1 protein-coding gene is annotated in these 22,712 nt (G+C 72.6%); it reads left to right on the top strand.

The window, feature by feature from the left end; translation table 11 throughout:
• Positions 1-270: 270 nt before the first annotated feature.
• Positions 271-22,701: a non-ribosomal peptide synthase/polyketide synthase gene (locus tag SSP08S_RS63640; RefSeq protein ID WP_019071029.1), complete on the top strand. Its 22,431-nt coding sequence runs from the start codon at positions 271-273 to the stop codon at positions 22,699-22,701.
• Positions 22,702-22,712: the final 11 nt, after the last annotated feature.

Here is a 22,712-nt window from a genome sequence, read left to right as displayed (position 1 = left end):
TGAGCATAACCTCAGTGGCTGTGACGTGGGCCTGCGGTTCGGGGGAAGGTCTATCAAGTAAGGCAATGCTTACCTTACTATGCGAGCGGTCGCGGCTCCGCTGAGCCGTTCCGCACGCATTGGGAGGCACGGGCAGCTGTGGCGGGCAACACGCTTTCTTCGGCACGGGCAACGGCGACGAACGACTTCTGGCGACGGCGCTTCGCGTCACCGGTACCGGAGACGGCACTGCCGCTGGACTTCCCCCGTCCGCCACGCCAGGACGGCCCGGTGCCCCGCGCGCGCCGCACGGCCGTACTCGACACCACGGCCGACACGGCCACCCGACTCGCCGCCTTCGTCGCCCTGTTGCACCGCTACAGCGGCACCACGGCCACCGAGACGGCGGTCGCCCACGAGGGCCTCCCGCTGCGCGTCACGATCGACGGCGACACCCCGTTCGCCCAACTCCGCGACCAGATCGCCGCCGTACGTGCGGAGGCCGCGGCCCACCACCTGCCGACGACCGATCTCCTACGGCTCCTCGCCCCCGAACCCTTCCGAGGCGGCGGCCTGTTGTGCGCCACGGGCTTCGGCGCCGATCCCTGGGACGAGAGCGGGCCACTGGACCTGGCCCTCACGGTGACCGACGGGGAGGTGACGGCGGACTACCGCACCGACCTCTTCACCCCCGCCGCCGTCGACCTGATCCTCGGCCACTACGGCACCCTCCTCGCTGACGCCCTCGCCCGCTCGGACGCCCAGGTCGCCGACCTCGAACTCCTCGGCGCCGACGAGCGGCACCGCATCCTGCACGGCTGGAACGACACCGCGCACGACGTGCCCGCGCTCACCTGGCCCCGCATGTTCGCCGACCAGGTCGCCGCCCGCCCGCACGAGGTCGCCCTCATCCACGAGGACGTCCGCCTCACCTACGCCGAACTCGACGCCCGCGCGGCCAAGTTGGCGCACGCACTGGTGGCCCGGGGTGCCGGTCCCGAACAGGTCGTGGCGCTCGCCGTACCGCGCTCCGCCGACATGATCGTGGCCGAGGTCGCCGTCCTGAAGGCGGGCGCCGCCTATCTGCCCGTCGACACCGACTACCCGGCCGACCGCATCGCCTACATGCTCGCCGACGCCCGCCCGGTCTGCCTCGTCACCACCGCCGAGATCGCCCCCGACCTCCCGCCGGGCCTCGACCCGCTGATCCTCGACGCCCCCGAGACAGTGGCCGAACTCGCCGCCCACCCCGCCCAAGGCCCGTCCACCGCCGACGAGTTGACGACCGCGCACGCCGCCTACGTCATCTACACCTCCGGCTCCACCGGCCGCCCCAAGGGCACCGTGCTGTCCCACGCGGGTGTCGCCAAACTGGTCGCCACCCAGCAGGAACGTTTCGGAATCGGCCCGCACAGCCGGGTCCTCCAGTTCGCCTCACCCAGCTTCGACGTCGCGTTCTGGGACCTGTGCCTCGGCCTGCTCTCCGGCGGCCGCCTCGTCGTCGTCCCCGCCGACCGCCGCGTCCCCGGCGCACCTCTCGCGGACTACGCCAACGAGCACGGCATCACCTTCATGATCCTCCCGCCGGCGCTCCTCGCAGCCATGCCCGAGGACGTCCGACTCCCGCCCGCAGCAACCCTGTTGGCGGGCACCGAACGCGTCTCTCCCGAGCTGGTCGGCCGCTACGCACGCGGCCGGATGATGTTCAACGCCTACGGCCCGACCGAGGCCACCACCAACTCCACGCTCGGCCTCTGCGACCCGGACACCCCGGCCGGCACCATCGTGCCCATCGGCGTCCCCGACCCCGGCACCCGCGCCTACGTCCTCGACGACCGACTGCGCCCCGTCCCCGCCGGAGTCACGGGAGAGCTCTACCTCGCGGGCGACGGCCTGGCCCGCGGCTACCTCGGCCGCCCCGCCCTCACCGCCGAACGCTTCGTCGCCGATCCCTTCGGCGCACCCGGCGAACGCCTCTACCGCACGGGCGACTTGGTGCGCTGGAAGACCGACGGCCGACTGGAGTTCCACGGCCGCGTCGACACCCAGGTCAAGATCCGAGGCTTCCGTATCGAACCCGGCGAGATCGAGTCCGTCCTGCGCTCCCACCCGGCCGTCGACCAGGCCGCCGTCGTCGTCCGCGAGGACCGCCCCGGCGAACGCCGCCTCGCCGCCTACGTCGTGCCCTCGCTGGACGCCGAGGCGACCCCCGACGAGGGCGTCGCCGACTGGAAGGACCTGCACGAACTCCTCTACTCCGCCGCCGGATCGGACGGTTTCGAGGAGAACTTCGCGGGCTGGAACAGCATGTACGACGGCCTTCCGATCCCGCTCACCGACATGCGCGAGTGGCGCGAGGCCACCCTCGACCGCATCCGCGCGCTACGGCCCCGCCGCATCCTGGAGATCGGCGTCGGCTCCGGCCTGCTGCTGTCCCGGCTCGCCCCCGACTGTGCCGAGTACTGGGGCACCGACCTCTCCGAGGAAGCCGTACGCGCCCTGGACGCCCAGGTGTCCGCCGTCCCCGAACTCGCCGACCGCGTCACCCTGTTGGCCCGCCCCGCGCACGACCTCACCGGACTGCCCGAGGGCCACTTCGACACGATCGTCGTCAACTCCGTCATCCAGTACTTCCCCGGCGGCGACTACCTCACCGACGTCCTCCGCAACGCCGCCGAACTCCTCGCCCCCGGCGGCGCGGTGTTCGTCGGAGACGTCCGCAACCTGCGCCTGCTGCGCACCCTGAGCGCCGCCGTCGAGAGCGGACGGGCGGACGACGAGGTCGACGACAAGGAAGCCCTGCGCGCCGCCGTGGACCGGGCCGTCGCCTGGGAGGGTGAACTCCTCGTAGACCCCGACTACTTCACCACCCTCGACGGCCTCACCGCCGACATCCGCGTCAAGCGCGGCACTCACCACAACGAACTCACCCGCTATCGCTACGACGTTGTGCTGCGGCCGGGTTCTGACGCGTCCGAGGAGATCCCCGACTCGCCCTGGCCCGCGCTCGGTTCGGCCGGTGCCCTTGACGCACTGCTCGCCGCTCGCCCGGACCGGACGCGCGTCACCGGCATCCCCAACTCCCGCCTGGCAGACGACCTGGGCGCGCTCACCGCCCTCGACGACAGCAGCAGGCCGGCCGCCGGACCGTACGGCGTGGACCCCGAGACCCTGTATGCGATCGCCGCCCGACACGGCTACGAGCTGGCGCTCACCTGGAACGGGGACGCCGAGGACGGCAGCCTGGACGCCGTGTTCGCCCTCGGAGCGGAGGCGCGGGCGCCGTACCGCCCCGGAGGCGGCCACCCGCTCACCAACCGCCCCGCCCCCTTCCGCAACGTCAACGCCCTGATGTCGACCCTGCGGACGCACGCCACCGAGTACCTGCCCGACTACATGGTCCCGGCCGCGTTCGTCCCGCTGGACCGGCTGCCCGTCACCCCCAGCGGCAAGCTCGACGCCGCCGCGCTGCCCGTGCCCGATCTCACCCGGCAGCTCAGCGCGGGCCGGGCGCCGGAGACCCCTCGCGAACAACTCCTGTGCGACCTCTACGCCCGGGCCCTCAAGGTCCCCTCGGTCGGCGTCGACGACGACTTCTTCGCGCTCGGCGGCGACAGCATCGTCGCCGTCCAACTCCTCATCCTCGCCCGCCGGGCAGGCCTGGAACTCACCCCGCGAGACGTGTTCCGCCACCGTACGGTCGCCGAACTCGCCACCGTCGCCCGCACCGGGACGGCCGATCTTGTTGAAGAAACCCCGTGGCAGACGCTGAGTGACGACGAACTCGCCTCGCTCCAGATGGAGTTCCCCGTCACCGTCGAGGAGACGCTGCCCCTCGGTCCGCTCCAGGAGGGCTTCTTCTTCCACGCCCTGGTGGACGGCGCCGAACATGACGCCTATGTCGTGCAGCAGGTCATCGAACTGTCCGGCCCGGTCGACGGCACCCTGCTGCGCACGGCCGCACAGCGACTCGTCGACCGGCACGCCCCGCTGCGCGCCTGCTTCCGCCAGACGCCCGACGGCCGCCCGGTGCAGCTCATCGCCTCCGACCTCGAACTGCCCTGGCACGAAGTCGACCTGTCCGCACAGGGGGACCCCACGGTCCGCCGCACCCTCGCCGATGCCGTCGCCGCCGACGAACGCGCCCACCGTTTCGACCTCGCCCACCCGCCGCTGATCCGCTGCGCCCTCGTCCGCTTCGGCGAGGACCGCAGCCGACTGGTCCTGACGTTCCATCACATCGTCGCGGACGGCTGGTCCCTGCCCGTCCTGCACCGCGAACTCCTCGCCCTCTACGGCGAGAACCCCACCCCCCTTCCCGAAGTCGCCCCCTATCGCGGCTACCTCCGCCGGATCGCCGGAGCCGACCGCGACGCGGCCCGCGCCGCCTGGCGCACCGCGCTCGCCGGCGTCGACGAGCCCACCCGCCTGGTCGAGGCGCCCGCGCCCGCCGGACCCCTCGAACCCGCGCAGATCCGCGTCGAGTTGACCGAGCGGATCACCTCGCGGCTCACCGCCCGCGCCCGTGAACGCGGAGTCACCCTCGGCACGCTCGTCCAGGGCGCCTGGGGCCTGCTCGTCGGCCGGATGACGGGCCGCCAGGACGTCCTGTTCGGTACGACGGTCGCCGGTCGCGACGCCGCCGTCGACGGCATCGAGTCGATGATCGGCCTGTTCATCAACACCCTGCCCACCCGTCTGCGTTGGGCCCCCGGAGACACCCTGGGCGCGCTCCTCGACCGGCTCCAGGACGAGCAGAGCGCGCTCCTCGACCACCAGCACCTCGGTCTCGCCGACATCCAGCGCGCCACCGGCCACGCGGGCGACGGCGAACTCTTCGACACCCTCGTGGTGTTCGAGAACTACCCCGGCGGCGAGGGCGCCCCCGGCATCACCGACCCCACCGGCACGATCGCCGTCGCCGGACACGCCTTCCACGACGCCGTGCACTACCCCCTCGCCCTCATCGTCAAGCCCGGCCGCCGCCTCGACCTGCGCCTCAAGCACCACGCCGGGCGCCTCGACGCCGACGCCGTACAGTCCCTCGCCGACCGGCTCACCCTCGTCCTGCACGCCCTGGCCGACGACCCCGGCGCCCGCGTCGCCGACCTCGACCTGCTCACCCCGGACGAGCTGACCGGCGCCCACCCGGCGGGGGAGGCCCGACCGGTCCCAGCCACCACGCTGGCCGACTCCTTTGCCGTACAGGCCGCGCGAACTCCGGACGCGACGGCCGTCGTCTTCGACGGTACGACCCTGACCTACGCCGAACTCGACGCCCGGGCCGAGGAATTGGCCGCCCGACTGCGGGCCAAGGGCGCCGGCCGCGAACGGTTCGTCGCCGTCGCCGTACCCCGCTCGGCGGAGCTGATGGTGGCGCTGCTGGGCGTCCTGAAGTCGGGGGCCGCCTATCTGCCCCTCGACCTGGACTACCCGGCCGAGCGACTCGCCTACATGCTGGCCGACTCGGGCGCGACCACGGTCGTCACGACGGAACGGGACGCGGACCGGCTCCCCTCGGTCGAGGGCCTGGACGTGCTGCGGGTGGACGTGGATGGCGAGGAGGCCCTCTTCGGCGGGGTCCCTGAGGCTGCCCGGCCGGACGACCCCGCCTACCTCATCTACACCTCCGGCTCCACCGGCCGCCCCAAGGGCGTCGTGGTCACCCACCGAGCCATCGGCAACCGGCTCGCCTGGATGCAGGGCGCTTACCAACTCGCCGCAGACGACCGGGTGTTGCAGAAGACGCCGTCCAGCTTCGACGTGAGCGTCTGGGAGTTCTTCTGGGCGGTGCGCGAAGGCGCCGCCGTCGTCCTCGCCGCCCCGGACGGCCACCGCGACCCCGCCTATCTGGCCCGCCTCATCCAGGCCGAGGGCATCACCACCATGCACTTCGTGCCGTCGATGCTGGAGGCCTTCCTCACCTCCGACGAGGTCACCGCCGACCCGGCATGGGCGAACAGCCTGCGCCGCGTCTTCAGCAGCGGCGAGGCCCTGTCCGGGTCCGCCGCCCACCGCTGGCACGAACTGACCGGCGTCCCGCTGTACAACCTCTACGGCCCCACCGAGGCCGCCGTCGACGTGACGTACCACCCCTACGACGGCTCGCCCGACACCACCGTGCCCATCGGCCGGCCCGTGTGGAACACCGGCCTGCGCGTCCTCGACACCTGCCTGCGCCCGGTCCCGGACGGCGTCCCCGGCGAGCTGTACCTGACCGGCGTCCAGCTGGCCCGCGGCTACCACCGGCGCCCCGCGCTCACCGCCGACCGCTTCGTCGCCGACCCGTACGCCACCGAGCCCGGCGCCCGCATGTACCGCACCGGCGACCTCGTACGCCGCCGCCCCGACGGCACGATCGACTACCTCGGCCGCACCGACCGGCAGGTCAAGCTGCGCGGCAACCGCGTCGAACTCGGCGAGATCGAGGCCGAGTTGACTCGAATCCCCGCAGTGGCGCGGGGCGCCGTCGTCATCCGCGAACAGCGGCTCATCGCCTACGCGGTCCCGGCGTCCGGTGTCACCCTCGACCCCGCCGACCTGCGTGCGGCCCTCGCCGACGTCCTGCCCGCACCCCTGGTCCCGGAGGCGTACGTCGTCCTCGCCGACCTCCCGCTCACCCCCAGCGGCAAGCTCGACCAGGCCGCGCTGCCCGCGCCCGAGGCCGAGCGCGCCGAACGCCGCCTGCCCGAAGGGCTGTTGGAGCAGCAGCTCACCGAGATCTTCGCGGCCGTCCTCGGTATCGAGGACGCGGGTCCCGACGACGACTTCTTCCGCCTCGGCGGCGACAGCATCAGCTCCATCGGCGTCGCGAGCCGCGCCCGCGCGGCGGGCCTGGAGCTGAGCCCGCGCGACGTGTTCACGCACCGCACACCGGCCGCGCTCGCGGCGGCGGCCGGCACCACAACGGCCTTGCTGGGAGGCCGAGTCGAGGCATTCACCCTCACCGAGGCCGAGCACGCCCGCGTCCGCGCGGTAGCCGCTCCGGCCGAGGTCGCCGACGTCTGGCCGCTGGCCCCCCTCCAGGAGGGCCTGTTCTTCCACTCGGCCTACGACGAAGGCGCGTTGGACGTCTACACCGTCCACGAGACCTTCGACTTCGCCACCCGCCTCGACACCACCCGTCTGCGCGCGGCCGTTCGCACCCTCCTCGACCGCAACCCGGGCCTGCGCGCCGGCTTCACCAGCGACGGCCTCGACCAGCCGGTGCAGTTCATCGTCGAGGACCCGGAGATTCCCCTCGAAGAAGTCGACCTCTCGCTCCTTCCGGCAGCCGAACAGGATGTACTGCTACGGGAGTTGACGGACGCCGAGCGCAACCGCCGCTTCGACCTGTCCGCGCCCCCGCTCTTCCGGCTGCTCCTGCTCCGCCTCGGCGCGGAGCGCGGCGACCGGCTCGTCATCGGCCGTCATCTGATCCTCTGGGACGGCTGGTCGGCCTGGCTGTTCCTCGACGAGCTGTTCGCCCTCTACGAGACGGGCGGCAACGCCAACACCCTGCCCACGCCCGGCAGTTACCGCGACTACCTGACCTGGCTTGAGGAGCAGGACGACTCGGTCGCCACGACCGCCTGGCGCACCGCGCTCGCCGGTCTCGACGAGCCGACCCTGCTCGCACCCACCGCCGCCGACGGCCTCGAACCGGTCATCCCCGACCAGCTCGACACCCGTCTCCCCGCCGAACTGGGCGACCGGCTCCGCGAGTTGGCCCCGGCCCACGGTCTGACCCTCAACACCATCCTCAACGCGGCCTGGGGACTCACCCTCGCCTCCGCGACCGGCCGCGCCGACGTCGTGTTCGGCACCACCGTCGCAGGGCGCCCCAGCGAGGTCCCGGACGTCGGCGACATCATCGGCCTGTTCCTCAACACCGTCCCGACCCGTATCGCCCTCGACCCCGCCGAACCGGTCCTCGACCTGCTCCGCCGTATCCAGGGCGAACGCCTCGACCTCATGCCGTACGAGCACCTCAGCCTCGGCGTCCTCCAGGCCGAGACCGGACACCGCAAGCTCTTCGACACGCTGTTCGTGCTGCGCAACAACGACACCGAGGAACGGCTCGCCGACCTGAAGACCCGGCACGGCGCCACGGCCGTCGCCAACGTCGACGCCACCCACTACCCGGCCAACCTCGTCATCACCCCCGGCCGCGAGATCGCCGTCACCCTCACCCACCGCCCCGACCTCGTCCCAACTGCCCGGGCGCAGGCCCTCCTCGACCGCTTCGCGCTGCTCGTCGACCGTCTCACCACCGACCTCACGGCTCCGGTCGGCTCCCTCGACGCGCTCCTTCCCGCCGAAGTCGAGGCGCTACGGCGGGAGTCGGCGGCCAGCCGTGTCCCTGACCCCGAGGACACCATCGCCGATCTGCTGGCCGCGCAGGCCGAACGCACCCCGGACGAGCGGGCCCTGGTCTTCGGCGAGCGCAGCATGACGTACGCCGAACTCGACGCCGCGGTCAACCGGATGGCCCGGCTGCTGATCGACCGGGGCGCGGGTCCCGAGAGGGTCGTCGCCCTTGCCCTGCCGCGCTCCCTCGACATGGTGGTCGCCCTCTTCGCGGTCCTGCGCACCGGAGCGGCCTACCTGCCACTGGAGTTGGACCACCCGGCCGACCGTCTGTCCCTGATGCTGGCCGACGCCCGCCCGCTCCTGCTGCTGAGCACCACGGTCGTATCGGCCACGCTGGACGGCGAGATGGCGCGTGTCCTGCTCGACGACCCTTCAATCAAGGGGGAGTTGGCCGATCAGCCGGACAGTGCCGTCCGCCGTCGCTTCAGCCTCGAACACCCCGCCTACGTCATCTACACCTCCGGCTCGACCGGCCGCCCCAAGGGCGTCGTCACCCCCTACCGGGGCCTGACGAACATGCAGTTGAACCACCAGAAGGAGATCTTCGAGCCTGCCATCGCCTCGGCCGGCGGCCGACGCCTGTGCATCGCGCACACCGTGTCCTTCGCCTTCGACATGTCGTGGGAGGAGTTGCTCTGGCTGGTCGAGGGCCACGAAGTGCACGTCTGCGACGAGGAGTTGAGGCGTGACGCCGAGGCGCTGGTCGCCTACTGCGAGCAGCACCGCGTCGACGTCGTCAACGTCACGCCCACGTATGCGCGGCTGTTGATCGAGCAGGGCTTGCTGGAAGGCCACGTCCCGCCACTCGTGCTCCTCGGCGGCGAGGCCGTCCCGGAGACGGTGTGGACGGCCCTGCGCGACACCGAGGGCACGTACGGCTACAACCTGTACGGGCCGACCGAGTACACCATCAACACCCTCGGCGGCGGCACCCTCGACAGCGACACCCCGACCGTCGGCAAGCCCATCCGCGGGACCCGCGCCCACATCCTCGACGCCTGGCTGCGCCCGGTGCCCGACGGCGTCCCCGGTGAGCTGTACATCGCCGGAATCGGCCTGGCCCGGGGCTACTTGGACCGGCCCGCGCTGACCTCCGAGCGCTTCGTCGCCGACCCGTTCGGCGAGCCCGGCGAGCGCATGTACCGCACGGGCGACCTGGTCCGTCGCAACCCCGACGGCAACCTCGACTTCCTCGGGCGCACCGACGACCAGGTCAAGATCCGCGGCTACCGCATCGAACCCGGCGAGATCGAGACCGCCCTCAGCCGCCATCCGCTCGTCTCCCAGGCCGCCGTGGTCGTCCGCGACGAACGCCTCGTCGGCTACGTCGTGCCCTCCGGCGCCGACCCGTCCGAGCGCACCGCCGCCGAGGCCGCGCAGGTGGGGGAGTGGCAGGAGATCTACTCCGACGAGTACGAGGAGATCGGCACCGCCGTCTTCACCGAGCAGTACGACGGCTGGGACAGCTCCTACGACGGCCGGCCCATCCCCTTCGAGGAGATGCACGAGTGGCGCGAGGCCACCCTCGCCCGCATCGGCGCCCTCAAGCCCCGCCGCATCCTCGAAGTCGGCGTCGGATCAGGCCTGTTGCTGTCACGGCTCGCCCCGGACTCGGAGGCCTACTGGGCCACCGACTTCGCCGCCCCCGTCATCCGCAAGATCGGCGAGGAGGTGCGGCGCGACCCCGCCCTCGCCGCCAAGGTCGAACTCCGCTGCCGCCCGGCCGAGGACCTGAGCGGCCTGCCGTTCGCCTACTTCGACACGATCGTCATCAACTCCGTCATCCAGTACTTCCCGAGCATCGACCACCTCACCACCGTCATACACGGCCTGATGGACCTGCTCGCGCCCGGCGGCGCCCTGTTCGTCGGCGACGTCCGCAACCTGCGGCTCGCCGGCACCTTCCACACCGAGATCCAGCGCGCGAGGGGCACCGCCGAAGCGGATCTGGAGCGGGCGGTGGAGCGCGGACTGCGCCTGGAGAAGGAACTCCTCGTAGACCCCGACTACTTCACCACCCTCGGCTACGGCGTCGACCTCCGCACCAAGCGCGCCGAGCACCACAACGAGCTGTCCCGGCACCGCTACGACGTCGTCCTCTACGCCGACGACCCGGACGTCCGCCTGGACAACATCCCGTCCGTCGACTGGGCCACGGGCAACACCATCGGTGAACTCCTGTGCGGAGACTGGTCGTCGGCCGAGGCGATCGGTCAACTCCTCGACGGCAACTGGTCCGCGACGGGGACAGCTGGTGAACGACCGCGCGGCGAACGCCCCGAGGCGCTCCGCTTCACCGGCATTCCCGACGGTCGTACGACCGAGACGGGCGTCGACTCCGAGCACCTGCACGAGTTGGGTACGGCGGCGGGATACCAGGTGCTGACCACCTGGTCGGAGCGGCAGGGGACGTACGACGCCGTCTTCCTGAAGGCGTCCGAACTCCGCCTGACCGGCGGCCTGTTCAAGCCCGGCGGCGGTACACACCCCTATGCCAACGACCCCACCGCCGCCCGCGAGGCGAGCGCGCTCGTACGCCGTCTGCGTGAGGACCTGGGCCGCGAACTGCCCGACTACATGGTCCCGTCGGCCTTCGTCACCGTCGACGGCCTGCCCATGAACGCCAACGGCAAGCTCGACGTCCGCGCCCTGCCCGACGCCGAACCCGCCGTCGCCCTCGGCGGTGGACGCGGCCCGCGCACCCCGCAGGAAGAGGTGCTCTGCCGCCTGTTCGCCGAGGTGCTGGGCCTGCCCGAGGTCGGCGCGGAGGACAACTTCTTCGACCTGGGCGGTCATTCACTCCTCGCGACTCGGCTGGTCAGCCGCGCCCGCACCGAGCTCGGCGCCGAACTCGCCATCCGTGACCTGTTCGAAGCCCCGACTCCCGCCCTGCTCGCGGGTCGTGCTGACGCGGCGAGCCCGGCCCGTCCGGCGGTCACGCCCGTCGCCGACCGGCCCGCCCGCATCCCCCTGTCGGCCGCCCAGCGACGGCTGTTGCTCGTCGAGGAGATCACCGGCAGTGGCGTCGCCTACAACTTCCCGCTGGTCTTCCGCCTGCGCGGCACCCTCGACACCGAGGCACTGACCGCCGCCCTGCGGGACGTCGCCGGACGGCACGAGGCGCTGCGGACGGTGTTCCCGACGCATGAGGGAGAGCCGTACCAGCGGGTCGTCCCGGCGGAAGAGGTGGACCCGTCCTGCACGGTCGTCGTCTGCGCGGAGGGCGACCTGCCCGCGCTGATCGAGGGGGCCCAGCGTCGCCCCTTCGATCTCACCACCGAACTCCCGCTGCGCTGCGAGGTGTTCAGGCTCGGCCCGGACGAGCACGTGGTGGCCGTCGTCCTGCACCACATCACCACCGACGAGTGGTCAGACCGTCCCTTCCTCGCCGACCTCGACACCGCCTACGCGGCCCGCAGGGAAGGGCGGGCACCCGACTGGGCGCCGCTGCCGGTGCAGTACGCCGACTACACGCTTTGGCAGGACGACCTCCTCGCGCACACGGGTGAAGCCCAACTCGCGCACTGGGCCGAGGCCTTGAGTGGTCTGCCCGACGAACTCGCCCTGCCCGCCGACCGACCGCGCCCCGCCGAGCCGACCGGCCACGGCGGCAAGGTCCGTCTGGAACTGCCCACCGCCACCGGCCACGCCCTGCGTGACCTCACCAACGCCACCGGCACCAGCATGTTCATGCTGTTCCAGGCGGCCACCGCCGCACTCCTGAACCGGCTCGGCGCGGGCGACGACATCCCGCTCGGCGCCCCGATCGCCGGCCGCACCGACGAGGCCCTCGCCGACCTGGTGGGCTTCTTCGTCAACACCCTGGTCCTGCGCACCGATGTCTCCGGCGACAAGCTGACCTTCCGCGAACTCCTGGGCCGGGTAAGGGAGTCGTCCCTCGCGGCCTTCGAGTACCAGGACCTGCCCTTCGACCGGGTCGTGGAGGCCCTCAACCCGCCCCGCGTGGCGGGCCGCAACCCGCTCTTCCAGGTCATGCTCGGCTACCACCACCGCCCCGACGGCGACCCGGACGTGCTCGGCCTCGGGACCGAGTGGTTCGACATGGACACCGGGATGGCCAAGTTCGACCTCCACTTCACGTTCGTCGACGAGACCGGCCGCGACCGGGTGGTCCTGCTCCTGGAGTACGCGACCGACCTCTTCGACGAGTCGACCGCCGAACGCATCGCCGGCCGCATGGCCCGCCTACTGGACCATGCGGCGGCCGAACCCGACCGCGCGGTAAGGGACTTCGACCTCCTGGAGGACACCGAACGCGCCCTGGTCCTGGGGGAGTGGAACGCCACCGAGCACCCCGTCCCGGCCACCAGCCTCCCGGAACTCTTCCGCGCCCAGGTGGTCCGCACCCCTGACGCCACGGCCCTCGTCTTCGAGGGGCAGCGGCTGACGTATGCGGAGCTGGACGCCCAAGTCGAGCGCACGGCCGGGGTGTTGGCCGCGCTCGGCGCGGGCCCCGAGCAGACCGTGGCCGTGGCTCTCCCGCGCTCACTCGAACTCGTAGTCGCCCTGCTCGCCGTCCACCGCGCCGGCGCCGCCTACCTCCCGCTCGACCCCGACTACCCGGAGGACCGCCTCGCCCTCATGGTCGAGGACGCCCGCCCGGTGTATGTCGTCCGCGACACCCTGCCGACCGGCCCCGAGGCCCAACTCCCCACGTCCTACGACCCGTCGAGCCCGGCGTACGTCATCTACACCTCTGGCTCGACCGGCCGCCCCAAGGGCGTCGTCGTCCCGCACGAGGGCATCGTCAACCGGCTGCTGTGGATGCAGGACGCGTACGAACTCACCGCCGCCGACCGGGTGTTGCAGAAGACGCCGTCCAGCTTCGACGTGTCGGTGTGGGAGTTCTTCTGGCCCCTGATCACCGGCGCGACCCTGGTCGTCGCCCGCCCCGAGGGCCACCGCGACCCGGCCTACCTCGCCCGCCTGATCCGCGAACAGGGCGTCACCACCGCCCACTTCGTGCCCTCCATGCTCCAACTCTTCCTGGAGGAACCGGCGGCAGCAGACTGCACCGGCCTGCGCCGCGTGATGTGCAGCGGCGAGGCCCTGCCCGTCGCCCTCACCCACCGCTTCCACGACATCCTGACCACCACCGAACTCCACAACCTCTACGGCCCGACCGAGGCCTCGGTCGACGTGACGGCCGTGGAGATCGGCCCGGACGCACAGAGCGTGCCGATCGGCCGCCCGGTGTGGAACACCCGCACCTACGTCCTCGACGCCGCCCTGCGCCCCGTGCCGCCCGGCGTCCCGGGCGAGCTGTACCTCGCGGGCATCCAGCTCGCGCGCGGCTACCTCGACCGACCCGCCCTGACCGCCGAGCGCTTCATCGCCGACCCGTACGGCGCCCCCGGCACCCGGGTGTACCGCACCGGCGACCTGGCCCGCTGGAACACCGACGGGACGATCGAATACCTCGGCCGCACCGACGACCAGGTGAAGGTGCGCGGCTTCCGCGTCGAACCCGGCGAGATCCAGGACGTGTTGACCACGCACCCGTCCGTCGCACACGCCGTCGTGGTGGTCCGGGAGCAACGCCTGGTGGCGTACGTGGTCCCGGCCGGGGACGGCGGACTCCGCGTCGGTGCGCCCGTCGGCCCGCTGGACGAAACGGCGTCGCGCGGTCGCGCGGTGGTCGGCGCGCAGGAGGGGACTGAGAACCGCGCCGGCACGGTCGCCGGGCTGGTGGACGCGACGGAGGTTCGCGGAGGTTCGGCCGAGGCGTCGGCGGATGAGAATGCGTCGGGCGCTTGCACGGTGGTCGGCCCGCAGGAGGGGACGGAGAACCGCGCCGGCACGGTCGCCGGGCTGGTGGACGCGACGGAGGTTCGCGGAGGTTCGGCCGAGGCGTCGGCGGACGAGAATGCGTCGCGCGGTCGCGTGGCGGTCGGCTCGCAGGACGGGATGTCGAACCGTGCGGACGCGGCCGTCGAGCCGGCGGATGAGAATGCGGCGGGCGCTCGCGCGGTGGTCGGCGCGCAGGAGGGGACGGAGAACCGCGCCGGCACGGTCGCCGGGCTGGTGGACGCGACGGAGGTTCGCGGAGGTTCGGCCGAGGCGTCGGCGGACGAGAACGCGTCGGGCGCCCGCACGGCGGCTGGCCCGCAGGACGGGACGGCGAGCCGTGCCTACACAGCCGCCGAGCCGGTGGAAGCGCTGGCGATTCGCGCAGGTACGACCGACGACCCGACGGACGAGAACGCATCGCGCGCTCGCACCTCCGCACGGCCACTGGACGCCGCTGCCCTCCGCGCCCACACCGCCGCCGCTCTCCCCGCCCACATGGTGCCCGCCGCCTTCGTCGCGCTGGACGCGCTGCCGCTGACCCCCAACGGCAAGCTCGACCGCGCCGCCCTGCCCGCCCCCGACTTCACGACGGCCACCGGCACGGACACGAGCACGTCGCCCCGCAGCCCGCGCGAGGAGATTCTCGCCGGGCTCTTCGGCGACGTCCTCGGTCTCGAACGCGTCGGCACAGACGACGACTTCTTCACGCTCGGCGGTCACTCCCTGCTCGCCATGCGTCTGGTCAGCCGCGTTCGTACGGCACTTGGGGCCGACCTCACCGTCCGTACCGTCTTCGAGGCGTCCACCCCCGCACTGCTCGCCGCCCGCCTCGACGACCGGGCCGGCGGACTGCCCGCCCTCGTCCCCACCGACCGTCCCGACGAACTCCCGCTCTCCTACGCCCAGCAGCGCCTCTGGCTGCTGCACCGCATCGAGGGTCCGGGAGGCACGTACAACATCCCGGCTGCCTGGCGGTTGACCGGCGCGCTCGACCGGGACGCGCTGGCCGCCGCCCTGGACGACGTGGCCCTACGGCACGAAAGCCTCCGCACGGTCTTCCCCGAGCGGGACGGCCGCCCCCACCAGGTGGTACTGGACCAGGCCTCGGTGCCCCTTCACCACAGCCGGGCAACCGAGACCGAACTGCCCGACCGGCTCGCCGAGGCCGCCGCGCTCGGCTTCGACATCGACCGTGAACTCCCTCTGCGCGCCCACGTGTTCGAGCTGGCCGAGGACCAGCACGTTCTTCTCCTGGTGCTGCACCACATCGCCGGCGACCAGTGGTCCGACGGACCGCTGTGGCGGGACCTGGCCACCGCGTACGAAGCCCGCCGCGAGGGGCGGACGCCTGCCTGGGCTGCGCTGCCGGTGCAGTACGCCGACTACGCCCTCTGGCACCGCGAGGCCCTCGGTGAGGCCGACGCCCCGGACAGCCGCCAGTCCCGTCAACTCGCCTACTGGCAGACGGCATTGGCGGGCCTCCCGGACGAACTCGCGCTACCCACCGACCGCCCCCGCCCGCTGGAGAGCAGCCACCGGGGCGGCGCGGTCGGACTGACCCTCGACGCCCAACAGACGCGACAACTGCGCGCGTTGGCCCGCAGCCACGGCGTCAGTATGTTCATGGTCACCCAGGCCGCCGTCGCCGCGCTGCTGCACCGCCTCGGCGCCGGGGACGACATCCCGCTCGGCGCACCGATCTCCGGACGGGCCGACGAAAGCCTCGAGGACCTGGTCGGGTTCTTCGTCAACACCCTTGTCCTGCGCACCGACTTGTCCGGCGACCCCACCTTCGCCGAGCTGCTCGCCCGAATCCGGAACACCGACCTCGCCGCCTACGAACACCAGGACCTGCCCTTCGAGCGCCTGGTCGAGGCGGTCAACCCGGCCCGCTCGCTGGCCCGGCACCCGCTGTTCCAGGTGATGGTCGTCCACCTCGACGACGAGGGCGCCACCCCCGCCCTGCCCGGCCTGACCGCCCGCCGCGAGGAACTCGGCCAGCAGGGCGCCAAGTTCGACCTCAGCTTCGACTTCGTAGAACAGGGCGAGAACGGCATGCGGTGCTGGATCGAGTACAGCGCCGACCTCTTCGACGAGTCGACCGCCCAACTCCTCGCCGAACGCCTGGAGTCACTGCTCGCGCAGGTCGCCACCGCCCCGGACCGACGCCTCGCCTCCCTCGGCGTCCTCCGCGACGACGAACGCGCCCGCGTCCTCTCCGACTGGAACGCCACCACCAGGACCGTCCCCGACCTCACCCTGCCCGAGCTGTTCCGCTGCCAGGTAGCCCGCACCCCCGAGGCAACGGCCGTCGTCTTCGAGGACACCGCCCTCACCTACGCCGAACTCGACCTGCGGGTGGAGAAGTTGGCGCACACCCTCGCCGCGCACGGTGCGCGGGCGGAGGCCGTAGTGGCCGTCGCCCTGCCGCGCTCCCTCGCCCTCGTGATCGCACTCCTCGCGGTTCACCGCGCGGGTGCCGCCTACCTCCCCCTCGACACCGGCTACCCGGCCGACCGTCTCGCCTACACGCTCGCCGACGCCCGCCCGGTCTGCCTGGTCACCACGGACGGCGTCACCCTCCCGGACACCGACGTGCCCACCCTGACCATCGACACGTACGGCACCCCCGACCACCCGGCACACGCACCCCTGCCCACCGCCCACGACCCCCGCCACCCCGCCTACGTCATCTACACCTCGGGTTCCACCGGCCGCCCCAAGGGCGTCACGGTCCCCCACCAGGGCATCACCAACCGCCTGTTGTGGATGCAGGACACCTACCGCCTCGACGCCGAGGACCGCGTCCTGCAGAAGACCCCGGCCGGGTTCGACGTGTCGGTGTGGGAGTTCTTCTGGCCGCTCATCACCGGCGCGACCCTCGTCGTGGCCCGCCCCGAAGGCCACCAGGACCCCGTCTACCTCGCCGAACTGATCAAGCGTCAGCACATCACCACGGCCCACTTCGTACCGTCGATGCTGCGCGCCTTCCTCGACGAACCCACCGCGGCCGACTGCGCCGGCCTGCGCCAAGTCATGTGCAGCGGCGAGGCGTTGCCCGCCCCGCTGGCCGCACGTTTCCACCAGGTCCTGCCGACCGCACGTCTGCACAACCTCTACGGCCCCACCGAGGCGTCGGTCGACGTCACCGCCCACGAGGTCACCGCCGACCCGATCACCGTGCCGATCGGCCGCCCGGTGTGGAACACCCGCACCTACGTCCTCGACGCCGCCCTGAACCCGGTACCGCCGGGCGTGGCCGGTGAGCTGTACCTGGCCGGCGTCCAGTTGGCGCGCGGCTACCTGGGCCGCTCCGGCCTGACCGCCGAACGCTTCGTCGCCGACCCCTACGCCACCGGACCCGGCGCCCGTATGTACCGCACCGGCGACCTGGCCCGCTGGAGCAGGGACGGGGAGCTGGAGTACCTCGGCCGCGCCGACGACCAGGTCAAGCTGCGCGGTTTCCGGATCGAACTCGGCGAGATCGAGAGCGTGTTGGCCGCGCACGAGAGCGTCGCGCACGCCACCGTCCTCGTACGGGACCAACGGCTCGTGGCGTACGTCGTACCAGTCGGCACCCCGGCCGGATCGGCCGAACTCTGCGCCCACACCGCCCGTTCGCTGCCCGACCACATGGTCCCGGCCGCCGTCGTCACCCTGGACGCGCTCCCGCTCACCCCCAACGGCAAGCTGGACCGACGCGCCCTGCCCGCTCCCGACTTCGCCGCCGAGGTCACCGACACCCGGCCGCGAACGGCGCTCGAGGAGACCCTCTGCGCGCTCGTCGCGGACGTCCTCGGTCTCGAACGCGTCGGTGTCGAGGACGACTTCTTCACCCTCGGCGGCGACAGCATCGTCGCCATGCAGCTGGTCGCCCGGGCCCGCGCCGCCGGGCTCACCTTCAGCCCGCGTGACGTCTTCCGCCACAAGTCGGCCGCGGGGCTGGCCACCGTCACCGCCACAACGGTCACCGCCGAGCGCGCCGACGACGCCGTGCTGCTCGACCTCACCGACGACGAGCGCGCCGAACTCTCCGCCCTGCCCGCCGGCACCGAGGTCCTGCCCGTCTCCCCGCTCCAGGCCGGCCTGCTCTTCCACGCCGCCCTCGACTCCGGCGACGACGGACCGGACGTCTACACCGTCCAGGTCTCCTACGACCTCGAAGGCCCCCTGGACGCCGACCGGTTGCACACCGCCGCACAGTCCGTGCTCGACGCACACGAGAACCTGCGCAGCGGCTTCCGGCACCTGTCCTCCGGGCGGCCCGTCGCCGTCGTACCGCGGACGGCCGTACTGCCGTGGCGACAGCTCGACCTGACCGACGACCCGCGGGAGTGGGAGCGGCTGCTCGTCCAGGAGCGGCGACGCTTCGACCCCGAACAGCCGCCACTGCTAAGGCTGTTGCTGGCCAAGCTCGGTCCGGACCGGCACCGGCTCGTGCTCTCGCACCAGCACCTCCTGCTGGACGGCTGGTCGTTGCCGCTGCTCACCGCCGAACTGTGGGCGCGCTACGAGGGCCGCACTCCGGCCGCGCCCGCCCCCTACCGCGAACACCTGCGGCTGCTCGCCGCCCAGGACCCGGCCGCCTCCGCCGCCGCGTGGGCCGAGGCGCTCGGCGGGCTGGCCGAGCCGACCCGGCTCGCGCCTGTCGACCCCGACCGCGCCGCCGTCGTACCCAGCACCCACACAGTGGAGTTGGACCCGGACCGCACTGCGGAGCTGGAGGCGTTCGCACGGCGTCGGGGCGTCACCGTCAACACCCTTGTCCAGGCCGCCTGGGGTGTACTCCTCGGCCGGCTCACCGGGCGCAACGACGTGGTGTTCGGCGCCACCGTCGCCGGACGCTCGCCCGAACTGGCCGGTGCCGAGTCGATGATCGGCCTGTTCATCAACACTGTGCCGGTACGGGTGAACGTCCGCCCGGAGGAGAGCACCGCCGCACTGCTCACACGGCTCCAGGACGAGCAGTCCGCCCTCATCGCCCACCAGCACCTCGGTCTCGCCGACATCCAGCGGGCCGCCGGACTCGGTGAACTCTTCGACACCCTCGTGGTGTTCGAGTCGTACCCCGTGGCCGACGCGGAGGAGTCGGGCGACGGTCCGCGCGTCAGCGTCCGCGACCACGAGGACTCCACCCACTACCCGTTCGCCTGGGCCGTCGAGCCCGCCGACCGGCTGCGGCTGACCGCCGAGTTCCGCCCGGCCCTGTTCCAACCGGCCGTCGTACGACGGATCTCGGACGCCCTGACCACCCTCCTCACCGGGATGGCGGCCGACCCCGACCGCCCCGTCGGACGCCTCGACCTGCTCGGCCCCGCCGATCTGCACACCGTCCTGGAGAGCTGGAACGACACCGCGCTCCCGGAGGCCGAACGCCTCGGCACGGTCCCCGAGTTGTTCGCCGCACAGGCCGCCGCAGGCCCGGACGCGATCGCCGTCACGGATGGCCGTACGACCTACACCTTCGCCGAACTCGACTCCCGCACAGACCAGTTGGCGCGCACCCTCGCCGGACACGGCGCGGGTCCCGAGCGGATCGTGGCGCTCGCGCTGCCCCGCACCGTCGACCACATCGCCGCGATCCTCGCCGTGATGAAGGCGGGCGCCGCCTACTTGCCCCTCGACCCCGACCTTCCCGCCTCCCGCCTGACCGGCATGCTCGACGACGCCCGCCCCGTGCTGATCCTGGCCACGGGCGAGACCGCCGCCACGCTGCCGCCAACGGACGTACCCGTCCTGCGACTTGACGCCCCGGCCGACGGACTGCCGCAGGCGGAACCCGTCGCCCCCGGCCCCGACCACCCCGCCTACGTCATCTACACCTCGGGCTCCACCGGCCGCCCCAAGGGCGTCGTCGTCACCCAGCGAGGCATCGCCAACCTCTTCCACAGCCACCGTCACGACCTGCACCAGGTGGCCAGGGAACGCACCGGACTCCGGCGCCTGCGGGTCGGCCACGCCTGGTCGTTCTCCTTCGACGCCTCCTGGCAGCCGCAGTTGTGGCTGCTGGACGGGCACGCGCTGCACATCGCGGACGACGAGACCCGCCGTGACCCCGAACTCCTCGCCGAGTTCATCCGCGGCCGGGGCATCGACTTCATCGAGGTCACGCCGTCGCTGCTCGCGCAGATGGCGGACAGCGGACTGATCGGCACCGAGGGCGACTGCCCGCTCGCCGTGGTCGGCTTCGGCGGCGAGGCCGTACCCGAGTCGCTGTGGACGCGGCTCGCCGCGCTGCCGGACACCGAGGCGTTCAACCTGTACGGCCCCACCGAGGCCACCGTCGACGCGCTCGTCGGCCGGGTCCGCGACAGCGCCACCCCGGTCGTCGGACGCCCCGTCCACGAGTCCCGGGCCTACGTCCTCGACAGCGCGCTGCGGCCGGTACCGCCCGGTGTCACCGGCGAGTTGTACCTGTCGGGACCCGGCCTGGCCCGCGGCTACCTCGACCGGCCCGACCTCACCGCCGAACGCTTCGTCGCCGACCCGTACGGCGCACCGGGCACCCGTATGTACCGCACCGGCGACCTCGCCCGCTGGACCGAGGACGGCCAGCTCGAGTTCGCCGGCCGCACCGACGACCAGGTCAAGATCCGCGGCTTCCGCATCGAACTCGCGGAGATCGAGGCCGCGTTGGACTCCCACCCTGCCGTCACTCAGACGGTCGTGGTGGCCCGCGAACACCGGCCCGGCATACGGCAGTTGATCGCCTACGCGGTCGCCGAGGAGATGGACGGGAGCGCTCTGCGCGCCCACGCAGCCGCCGTACTGCCCGACTACATGGTCCCGGCCGCGGTGGTCGTCCTCGACCGGCTGCCGCTGATGTCCAACGGCAAGCTCGACCGATCCGCCCTGCCCGCCCCGGACTTCACCGCGACGGGCGGTGGCCGGGCCCCCGAGAACGACGCCGAGCGCACCCTGCGCGACCTGTTCGCGGACGCCCTCGGGCTGCCCGCCGAGGCGGTCGGCACGGACGACGACTTCTTCACCTTCGGCGGTGACAGCATCGTCGCGATGCAACTCGTCGCCCGCGCCCGGGCCGCAGGCCTGCGGGTCACCCCGCGTCAGGTCTTCCAGCACCGAACGGTGGCCGCACTGGCGGCAGTTGCCGTCCCGCTCGGCACCGGCGAACGGCACGCCGTCCACGACGACGGCACCGGCACCGTCCCGCTCACCCCGATCATGCGCGGCCTGCTGGAGCGCGGCGGCCCCATCGCCGCGTACCACCAGGCGGCCCTGGTCCAGACCCCCGCCGACCTCACCGAACCCGGCCTGCTGACCGTGCTCAAGGCGCTCGCCGACCGGCACGACATGCTGCGGGCCCAACTCGCCCGCGAGCCCGAGTGGTTGCTACGGGTTCCGGCTGCGCGGGACACCGACGTGAGCACCTGGCTCACCCGCGTCGACGTGCGCGGCAGTGACGAGGCCGGACTGCGCGCCGCCATCTCCCGCCACGCAGAGACAGCGCGCGGGGGACTGGACCCGGACGCCGGTGCGATGGTGCGGGCGGTCTGGTTCGACGCCGGACCCGGACAGCCCGGGCGGCTGCTGATCCTCGTCCACCACCTGGTGATCGACGGCGTCTCCTGGCGCGTGCTCCTGCCCGACCTGGCCACCGCCTGGGCAGCGGTCCGAGGCGGTCACACGGCCGAACTCGCCCCCGTGGAGCTGTCGCTCGCCCGCTGGTCGCGGCTCCTGGGGACCCGCGCCACCGACCCCGCGACCGAGGACGAACTGCCGTGGTGGACGTCCGCCCTCGCCGAGGGCGCCGGCCTTCCGCTGGCGCGCCCCCTCGACCCGGTCCGGGACACCGTCGCCACCACCCGCCATCTCTCCCTGACCCTGCCCGCCGACCTCACCGAACCGCTGCTGAGCCGTGCCCCGGCCGCCTTCGGTGCCACCGTCAACGACGTCCTGCTCACCGCGTTCGCGCTGGCGGTCGGGGACTGGCGGACCCGGACACTCGGCGCGCAACGCACGGGCGGGCCCGTCCTGGTCGACCTGGAGGGGCACGGCCGCGAGGAGCAACTCGCGGGCGACGCCGACCTGTCCCGTACGGTCGGCTGGTTCACCAGTGTCGTACCCGTACGACTCGACCCGGGCGAGGCCGACTTGGCGGACGCCTTCGCGGGCGGCCCCGCGCTGGACACGGCCCTGGCCCGGATCCGCGCCCACCTCACCGCGCTGCCCGCGGCCGGCATCGGGCACGGACTGCTGCGCCACCTCAACGCCGGGACCGGTCCGCTGCTCGCCCAACTCGCCGAGCCGCAGATCGAGTTCAACTACATGGGCCGCTTTGACCGCCCGGCCGCGGCCGACTGGTCCTACGCGCCCGAGGACGACGCGGCCGACCTCGACGCCGACCCCGGCCAGCCGATGTCCCACGCCCTGACCCTCAACGCCATCACCGAGAACCGTCCCGAGGGCCCGCAACTCAGCGCCCACTGGGCGTACGCGGCCGAACTCCTCACCGAGGAGCAGGTGCAGGACCTGGCCCGCACCTGGTTCCGGGCGCTGGAGGCCGTCGTACGACGGGCGGACGCCCTCAACAGGCCCTGACCGAAACGCAC

The organism is Streptomyces hokutonensis, from assembly GCF_000376565.1.
In the GTDB taxonomy this organism is placed as follows: domain Bacteria; phylum Actinomycetota; class Actinomycetes; order Streptomycetales; family Streptomycetaceae; genus Streptomyces; species Streptomyces hokutonensis.
The sequence above is the reverse complement of the archived record's forward strand: the minus strand, read 5'-3'. Positions and strand labels throughout refer to the sequence as shown.